Source organism: Burkholderia sp. DN3021 (assembly GCF_049805555.1).
GTDB classification, from domain to species: Bacteria; Pseudomonadota; Gammaproteobacteria; order Burkholderiales; family Burkholderiaceae; genus Burkholderia; species Burkholderia pyrrocinia_C.
Window position 1 is genome coordinate 19,556 of record NZ_JBNCAB010000091.1, and the last position, 9,094, is coordinate 28,649.

The 9,094-nt window shown below is 65.9% G+C and carries 5 protein-coding genes; 4 read left to right on the plus strand and 1 reads right to left on the minus strand.

Going from position 1 to position 9,094, the window contains the following annotated elements:
• Window positions 1–391 precede the first annotated feature (391 nt).
• From ACPUER_RS30620 to ACPUER_RS30630, 3 genes are read left to right on the plus strand one after another with little or no spacing between them, the layout of a single operon-like run.
• A complete protein-coding gene (locus tag ACPUER_RS30620) occupies window positions 392–1,666 on the plus strand; it encodes an efflux RND transporter periplasmic adaptor subunit (RefSeq protein ID WP_425132940.1) in 1,275 nt (424 codons plus the stop codon).
• Between the two features lie 15 nt (window positions 1,667–1,681).
• A complete protein-coding gene (gene bpeB / locus ACPUER_RS30625) occupies window positions 1,682–4,882 on the plus strand; it encodes an efflux RND transporter permease BpeB (RefSeq protein ID WP_175961953.1) in 3,201 nt (1,066 codons plus the stop codon).
• A complete protein-coding gene (locus ACPUER_RS30630) occupies window positions 4,882–6,405 on the plus strand; it encodes an efflux transporter outer membrane subunit (RefSeq protein WP_175961952.1) in 1,524 nt (507 codons plus the stop codon). Before bpeB ends, ACPUER_RS30630 begins: the two co-directional genes overlap by 1 nt.
• Before the next feature lie 132 nt (window positions 6,406–6,537).
• Here the strand turns inward: ACPUER_RS30630 and ACPUER_RS30635 are convergent, their stop codons facing one another.
• Window positions 6,538–7,914, minus strand: a complete 1,377-nt coding sequence (locus ACPUER_RS30635; protein WP_425132941.1) for a nucleobase:cation symporter-2 family protein — start codon at window positions 7,912–7,914, stop codon at window positions 6,538–6,540.
• Window positions 7,915–8,363: 449 nt separating this feature from the next.
• Between ACPUER_RS30635 and ACPUER_RS30640 the strand changes: the two genes are divergently transcribed.
• On the plus strand, window positions 8,364–9,094 hold a 731-nt coding region (locus ACPUER_RS30640), incomplete at its 3' end, for an FGGY family carbohydrate kinase (RefSeq protein WP_425132942.1).

Sequence of the window (9,094 nt, forward strand, 5' to 3'; positions counted from 1 at the left end):
CCTGATTGGATCGATCGTAGGTGAATATAGGGTCTGCAACCCTCTTTGCCGTCATGCGGATTGGCTATGCTTGCGACTGGTAATAATTCGTAAGACTGGACGGTCTGCGCGACACAAACGGGCTTTTTACATACATTCGTGAATGTATATACAATACCACCCTACGATCGAATGACCCAAGTGGCAATCAGTTAATATCCCACTCTGCTGATTCCCGCCCTAGTACCAGTCCGCAGTTCGCTGCATCCCGTCGGTATGGAGGTTTCGTGCCGACGTGCCGTATCCAGCAGTCCAGTAATTCTGGTGTTCGATCTGCGCCGCGAGGCGCATCCGTGTTGCGCTCCCGTCGGGTGCTGCACTTATTCCATTGGTTACACACAGAGGTCGCTCCATGCGCGTCGAACGGGTTCCATACCGCTTGATCACTGTCGCGGCAGCCGCGGTTTTCCTGGCTGCATGCGGAAAAAAAGAATCGGCACCGCCGCCGCAAACGCCGGAAGTCGGCGTCGTCACCGTCCAGCCGCAAGCCGTACCGGTCTTCAGCGAGCTGCCGGGCCGCACCAGCGCGTTCCTCGTCGCGCAGGTCCGCGCGCGGGTCGACGGCATCGTGCTGCGCCGTGAATTCACCGAAGGCACCGACGTCAAGGCCGGCCAGCGTCTCTACAAGATCGATCCGGCGCCGTATATCGCCGCGCTGAACAGCGCGAAGGCGACGCTCGCGAAGGCGCAGGCGAACCTCGCCACGCAGAACGCGCTGGTCGCGCGCTACAAGGTGCTGGTGGCCGCGAACGCGGTCAGCAAGCAGGACTACGACAACGCGGTGGCCACGCAAGGGCAGGCCGCGGCGGACGTCGCGGCCGGCAAGGCAGCGGTCGACACCGCGCAGATCAACCTCGGCTATACCGACGTGGTCTCGCCGATCACCGGCCGCGTCGGCATTTCGCAAGTGACGCCGGGCGCATACGTGCAGGCGAGCCAGGCGACGCTGATGTCGACGGTGCAGCAGCTCGACCCGGTGTACGTGGACCTCACGCAGTCGAGCCTCGACGGCCTGAAGCTGCGCCAGGACGTGCAGAGCGGCCGCCTGAAGACGAGCGGCCCGGGCGCGGCGAAAGTGTCGCTGATCCTCGAGGACGGCAAGACCTATGCGGAGCCGGGCAAGCTGCAGTTCTCGGACGTGACGGTCGACCAGGCCACCGGCTCGGTGACGATCCGTGCGGTCTTCCCGAACCCGGGCAAGGTGCTGCTGCCGGGGATGTTCGTGCGCGCTCGGATCGAGCAAGGCGTGAACGAGAACGCGTTCCTGGTGCCGCAGATCGGCGTCACGCATGACCAGAAGGGCCAGGCGATCGCGATGGTGGTGAACGCCGGCAACAAGGTCGAGCCGCGTCCGCTGAAGACGACGGGCATGCAGGGCCAGAACTGGATCGTCGAAGGCGGTCTGCAAGCGGGCGATCACGTGATCGTGCAGGGCGGCGAGAAGGTACGCCCGGGTGCGACCGTGAAGTCGGTGCCGGCGCAGCTCGCACCGGCGGCCAGTGCCGCATCGGGCGCCGCCGCAACCGCCGCACCGGCTGCCGCCGGTTCCGGCGCCGCTGCCGCTTCCGGTGCCGCCGCATCGGGCGCCGCGCCGGCGAGTGCTGCCGCTGCTTCGAGCGCGCAATAACAGGGAGCCTGTTTCATGGCAAAGTTTTTTATCGATCGCCCGATCTTCGCGTGGGTGATCGCCATCATCCTGATGCTGGCCGGCATCGCGGCGATCTTCACGTTGCCGATCTCGCAGTATCCGACGATCGCGCCGCCATCGATCCAGATCACCGCGAACTACCCGGGCGCTTCCGCGAAGACGGTGGAAGACACGGTGACGCAGGTGATCGAGCAGCAGATGAGCGGTCTCGACAACTTCCTGTACATGTCGTCGACGAGTGACGACTCGGGCAACGCGACGATCACGCTGACCTTCGCGCCGGGCACCAACGCCGACATCGCGCAGGTCCAGGTGCAGAACAAGCTGTCGCTCGCGACGCCGGTTCTGCCGCAGGTCGTGCAGCAGCTCGGCCTGTCGGTGACGAAGTCGAGCAGCAGCTTCCTGCTGGTGCTCGCCTTCAACTCCGAAGACGGCAGCATGAACAAGTACGACCTCGCGAACTTCGTGGCGTCGCACGTGAAGGATCCGATCAGCCGGTTGAACGGCGTCGGTACCGTCACGCTGTTCGGCTCGCAGTACGCGATGCGGATCTGGCTCGACCCGAACCGCCTGACGAACTACGGCCTCACGCCGGTCGACGTGAGCTCCGCGATCACCGCGCAGAACGTGCAGGTCGCGGGCGGCCAGATCGGCGGCACGCCGGCGAAGCCGGGCACCGTGCTGCAGGCGACGATCACCGAATCGACGCTGCTGCAGACGCCCGAGCAGTTCGGCAACATCCTGCTGAAGGTCAACCAGGACGGCTCGCAGGTGCGCCTGAAGGACGTCGCGCAGATCGGCCTCGGCGGTGAAAACTACAACTTCGACACGAAGTACAACGGTCAGCCGACCGCGGCACTCGGTATCCAGCTCGCGACCAACGCGAACGCGCTCGCGACCGCGAAGGCCGTGCGCGCGAAGATCGACGAGCTGGCGCCGTTCTTCCCGCACGGCCTCGTCGTGAAGTATCCGTACGACACGACGCCGTTCGTGAAGCTGTCGATCGAGGAAGTGGTCAAGACGCTGCTCGAAGGTATCGTGCTGGTGTTCCTCGTGATGTATCTGTTCCTGCAGAACCTGCGGGCGACGATCATCCCGACGATCGCGGTGCCGGTCGTGCTGCTCGGCACGTTCGCGATCATGTCGCTGGTGGGCTTCTCGATCAACACGCTGTCGATGTTCGGCCTCGTGCTCGCGATCGGCCTGCTGGTCGACGATGCGATCGTGGTGGTCGAGAACGTCGAGCGCGTGATGGCGGAAGAGGGCCTGTCACCGAAGGAGGCGACCCGCAAGGCGATGGGCCAGATCACCGGCGCACTCGTCGGCGTGGCGCTCGTGCTGTCGGCGGTGTTCGTGCCGGTCGCGTTCTCCGGCGGGTCGGTCGGCGCGATCTATCGCCAGTTCTCGCTGACGATCGTGTCGGCGATGGTGCTGTCGGTGCTCGTCGCGTTGATTCTGACGCCGGCGCTGTGCGCGACGATCCTGAAGCCGATCCCGCAAGGGCATCACGAAGAGAAGAAGGGCTTCTTCGGCTGGTTCAACCGCACGTTCAACAACAGCCGCGACAAGTACCACGTCGGCGTGCACCACGTGATCAAGCGTTCGGGCCGCTGGCTCATCATCTACCTGGTCGTGATCGTCGCGGTCGGCCTGCTGTTCGTGCGCCTGCCGAAGTCGTTCCTGCCCGATGAAGACCAGGGCCTGATGTTCGTGATCGTGCAGACGCCGTCGGGTTCGACGCAGGAAACGACCGCGAAGACGCTCGCGAACATTTCCGACTACCTGCTGAAGGACGAGAAGGAAATCGTCGAATCGGCGTTCACGGTGAACGGCTTCAGCTTCGCGGGCCGCGGCCAGAACTCGGGTCTCGTGTTCATACGCCTGAAGGACTACTCGCAGCGTCAGCATGCGAACCAGAAGGTGCAGGCGCTGATCGGCCGGATGTTCGGGCGCTACGCGGGCTACAAGGACGCGATCGTGATCCCGTTCAACCCGCCGTCGATCCCCGAACTCGGTACGGCCGCCGGCTTCGACTTCGAGCTGACGGACAACGCCGGTCTCGGCCACGACGCGCTGATGGCCGCGCGTAACCAGCTGCTCGGGATGGCCTCGAAGGATCCGACGCTGCAGGGCGTGCGCCCGAACGGCCTGAACGACACGCCGCAGTACAAGGTCGACATCGACCGCGAGAAGGCGAATGCGCTCGGCGTGACGGCGGATGCGATCGACCAGACGTTCTCGATCGCATGGGCGTCGAAGTACGTGAACAACTTCCTCGACACCGACGGCCGGATCAAGAAGGTCTACGTGCAGGCCGACGCACCGTTCCGGATGACGCCGGAGGACATGAACATCTGGTACGTGCGCAACGGGTCGGGCGGGATGGTGCCGTTCAGCGCGTTCGCGACCGGTCACTGGACCTACGGTTCGCCGAAGCTCGAGCGCTATAACGGTATCTCGGCGATGGAAATCCAGGGTCAGGCGGCACCGGGCAAGTCGACCGGTCAGGCGATGACCGCGATGGAAGGGCTCGCGAAGAAGCTGCCGGTCGGTATCGGCTATTCGTGGACGGGGCTGTCGTTCCAGGAAATCCAGTCCGGTTCGCAGGCGCCGATCCTGTACGCGATCTCGATCCTCGTCGTGTTCCTGTGTCTCGCGGCGCTGTATGAAAGCTGGTCGATCCCGTTCTCGGTGATCATGGTCGTGCCGCTCGGCGTGATCGGCGCACTGCTCGCGGCGACGATGCGCGGCCTCGAGAACGACGTGTTCTTCCAGGTCGGCCTGCTGACCACCGTGGGCCTGTCCGCGAAGAACGCGATCCTGATCGTCGAGTTTGCGCGCGAGCTGCAGGAGTCGGAGAAGATGGGGCCGATCGAGGCCGCGCTGGAAGCGGCGCGCCTGCGGCTGCGTCCGATCCTGATGACGTCGCTCGCGTTCATTCTCGGCGTGATGCCGCTCGCGATCAGCAACGGCGCGGGTTCGGCGAGCCAGCACGCGATCGGTACGGGCGTGATCGGCGGGATGATCACGGCGACGTTCCTCGCGATCTTCATGATCCCGATGTTCTTCGTGAAGATCCGCGCGATCTTCAGCGGCGAGAAGGAAGATGTCGACGAGGCGCTGCGTCTTGCGCAGGATCACATGCACGAGGCGGAGAAGGGCGGCCACGGCGACGACGAGAAGAAGGGACAGTGATGATGCAAAAACACGCTTTGACTGCAATCGCGGTCGCGCTCTTTGCCACGGGCTGCACGATGGCGCCGCATTACAAACGGCCCGACGCACCCGTCGCACAGGCGTACCCGGCCGGCGGCGTCTACGCGACGCAGCCGGGCGCTGCCGGCGCGCGCAGCGCGAACGGCCAGGCGGCGACCGCCATCGGCTGGCGCGAATTCTTCGTCGATCCGCGCCTGCAGCGGCTGATCGAGATCGCGCTGAAGAACAACCGCGACCTGCGCGTGTCGGTGCTGAACATCGAGGCGGCGCGCGCGCAGTACCAGATCACGCGCGCGGGCCTGTTCCCGACGCTCGACGGTACAGGCACGGGCAGCATCCAGCGCGTACCGCAGGGCTTGTCGACGACCGGTGCACCGTACATCTCGCGCAGCTACAACGTCGGGCTTTCCGCGTCGTGGGAACTCGACCTGTTCGGCCGCGTGCAGAGCCTGAAGGACCAGGCGCTCGCGCAGTACCTGTCGACCGCATACGCGCGGCAGGCGTCGGAAATCTCGCTGGTGTCGCAGGTGGCTGACCAGTACCTGACGCTGCTGTCGACCGACGATCTGCTGAAGGTCACGGAAAACACGCTGAAGACCGCGCAGGCGTCGTACGACCTGACGAAGCTGCAGTTCGACAACGGCACGGGCTCCGAGCTCGATCTGCGTCAGGCGCAGACGGTGGTCGAGACGGCGCTCGCGAACCAGCAGGCGCAGGCGCGTGCGCGTGCGCAGGCGCTGAACGCGCTGGTGCTGCTGATCGGCGAGCCGCTGCCGGACGATCTGCCGCCGGGCATGCCGCTCGACGCGCAGAACCTGCTGACGGACGTGCCGGCCGGGTTGCCGTCGGACCTGCTGACGCGTCGTCCGGACGTGATGCAGGCCGAGCAGACGCTGCTGGCCGCGAACGCGAACATCGGCGCGGCACGCGCGGCGTTCTTCCCGAAGATCTCGTTGACCGCGGCATTCGGCACCGCGAGCCCGACGCTCGGCGGCCTGTTCAAGGCCGGTACGGCGGCGTGGTCGTTTGCGCCGAGTATTGCGCTGCCGATCTTCGAGGGCGGTTCGAACATCGCCAATCTCGATCTCGCGCACGTGCAGAAGCGCATCGAGATCGCGAACTACGAGAAGGCGATCCAGTCGGCATTCCGCGAAGTGTCGGACGGGCTGGCTGCACGCGGCACGTACGATCAGCAGATCGCCGCGCTCGAACGCAACGAGCACGCGCAGCAGCGCCGCTTCGACCTGTCGGACCTGCGTTACAAGAACGGCGTCGACAGCTACCTGTCGGTGCTGACCGCGCAGACGGATCTGTACTCGGCGCAGCAGACGCTCATCAGCGCGCGTCTGGCGCGCTGGACGAACCTGGTCGACCTGTACCGCGCACTGGGCGGCGGCTGGGTCCAGCGCGCCGGCGAGACGCCGCGCGCGCCGGATGAGCCGGTCGACTACGACAAGGCGGCAGCGCCGGCGCCAGCGTCGGCGGCGGCAACGAACGGGTAAGCGCGAAGCAGGGCGGGAGCGGGCGACCGCTCCTGTCCGTCGAACCGGCGGTATGTGGAAACGACAACGCCACGGACGAAAGTCCGTGGCGTTTTTCGTTACCGCGTTGCGCCGTCGTCCGGCGCGGCGCGATCAGTGGCGCACGTCGGCGGGCCGCCCGTCGAAGTCGTGCCCTGCGCGACGGATCTCGCACTTCGCATCCTTTTCGCCTTTCACGCCGTTGAACACGATGTTCAGGATCACGGACGTTACCGATGCCAGCAGGATGCCGCTGTGCAGGATCGGTGCGAGCGCGGGCGGCAGCTTCGAGAAGAAGTGCGGCGACACGACCGGCACGAGGCCCATGCCGACGCTCACGGCGACGATGAACAGGTTGTGGCTGTTGTTCACGAAGTCGACCTTCGACAGCACCTTGATGCCGTTCGCGGCCACCATCCCGAACATCACGATGCCCGCGCCGCCGAGCACGAACGGCGGCACCGACGCGACGACCTGCGCCATCTTCGGGAACAGGCCGAGCATCACGAGGATCACGCCGCCCGTGGCGCACACGAACCGGCTCTTCACGCCCGTCACGCCGATCAGGCCGACGTTCTGCGAGAACGACGTATGCGGGAACGAGTTGAAGATGCCGCCGATCAGCGTGCCGAGGCCGTCGACGCGCAGGCCGCGCACCAGGCGCTCCTGGTCGACCGGACGATCGACCATGTCGCCGACCGCGAGGAACATGCCGGTCGATTCGATGAACGTGACGAACATCACCGTGACCATCGTCGCGATCGACAGCGGGTCGAAGTGCGGCCAGCCGAAGTGGAACGGCATCACGAAGCCGACCCACGGCGCGAGCGACACGCCCTCGGTGTTCACGCGGCCGAGGATGAACGCGATCACGAAGCCGGCGACGATGCCGAGCAGCACCGAGATGTTCGCGATGAAACCGCGGCCGAACTTGTTGATCAGCAGGATCAGCGTCAGCACGAGCAGCGACAGGCCGAGATAGACCGGGCTGCCGTATTCGGGATTGCCGACGCCGCCGGCGGCCCAGTTGATGCCGACTTCCATCAGCGACAGCCCGATCACGGCAATCACGGTGCCGACCACCACCGGCGGGAAGAACCGCAACAGCTTGCCGATCGTCGGCGCCAGCACGATACCGATGATGCCGGCCGCGATGGTCGAGCCGAAGATGTCGAGAATGCCGAGGCCGGGGTTCGTACCGATCGCGATCATCGGGCCGACGGCCGCGAACGTGCAGCCCATGATGACGGGCAGGCGGATCCCGAAGATCCACAGGCCCAGCGTCTGGATCAGCGTGGCGATGCCGCACGAAAACAGATCGGCGCTGATCAGGAACGCGATCTGGTCTTTCGGCAGCTTGAGCGCGCCGCCGACGATAAGCGGCACGGCGACGGCGCCGGCGTACATGACGAGGACGTGTTGCAGACCAAGCGTTACCAGCTTGCCGGTCGGCAGCACCTCATCGCACGGATGGACCGTGTTCGATTGCATCTGTCTCACTCCATGATCTTGTTTTCGGGGTGATACGAAGTTATGCGGAATGAATCCGTGCAACAAGAGCACTGGGTACTATTCCGTTCTTTGCTGGTTCGATATGCCATTTCGGCATGAAACAGGGTGTCGATCATCGGGAAACTGCCGCAGGAGTGAGGTTCCCCGGTTTTATAGCCCTTCAAAATAGCGCCGGCCCCCATGTCAAATATCGGCCGCTTTATGGTGTGTATCGGCGCGGCCGCATAGTGGCAAAAAGGGGTGTCGGAAAACCGCGCCGGGTTAACCCGCGAACGGCCGCTTTTGCGCGCAAGGTGCAGCCCGGCGAAACCCGGCTGCCGACAGCGGCTTCCGTGCATCGCATGGCGCTGCGGTGAGCGCAAAAGCCGGGGCGAGTATCGCGATCCCGTTATCATCGACATCCGTTCATTCGAATTCACCGTCACGTCATGCGCCTGCTCGGAATCGACCTCGGCACCGGCTCCGTCAAACTCGTCACGCTCGATGCCGACGGCGTCGAGCGTGCGGTCGCGAGCGAACCCTATGCGTTGTCGTCGCCGCGGCCCGGCTGGGCCGAGATCGCGCCCGATGCCTGGTGGCAGGCGCTCGTGCGCGCGGCCGCGCGGCTGCCGGCCGGCGAGCGCGCGCAGGTCGCGGCGATCGGCTTCTCGGGCCAGATGCATGGCGTCGTGCTGATCGATGCGGCCGGGCAGCCGGTGCGGCCCGCGCTGCTGTGGCCCGACACGCGAGCGGTGCGCGAAGCGGACGCGTCCGATTGGTCCGTCGCCGGATTGCCCGTCGCCGGAATGCCCGTCGCCGGATTGCCCGTCGCCGGAATGCCCGTCGCCCCGAACCCGGTCGCGCCGGGCATGGCAGGCCCGCTGTTGCGCTGGCTGGCCGCGCACGAGCCCGATGCGCTGCGCGCCGCGCGCTGGGCCGTGCAGCCGAAGGACTGGTTGCGCATCGCGCTCGGCGGCGACGTCGCGGCCGATCCGAGCGATGCGTGCGCGACCGCGCTCGCGACGCCCGACGGCGCATGGGATACGGCATTGATCGACGCGCTCGGCCTGCCGGTCGACCGGTTCGCGCCGGTCCATGCGTCGACTGCGCGCAGCGGTACGCTCGGTGCGCAGGCGGCCGCGGCGCTCGGTCTGCCGGCCGGCGTGCCGCTGGCGACGGG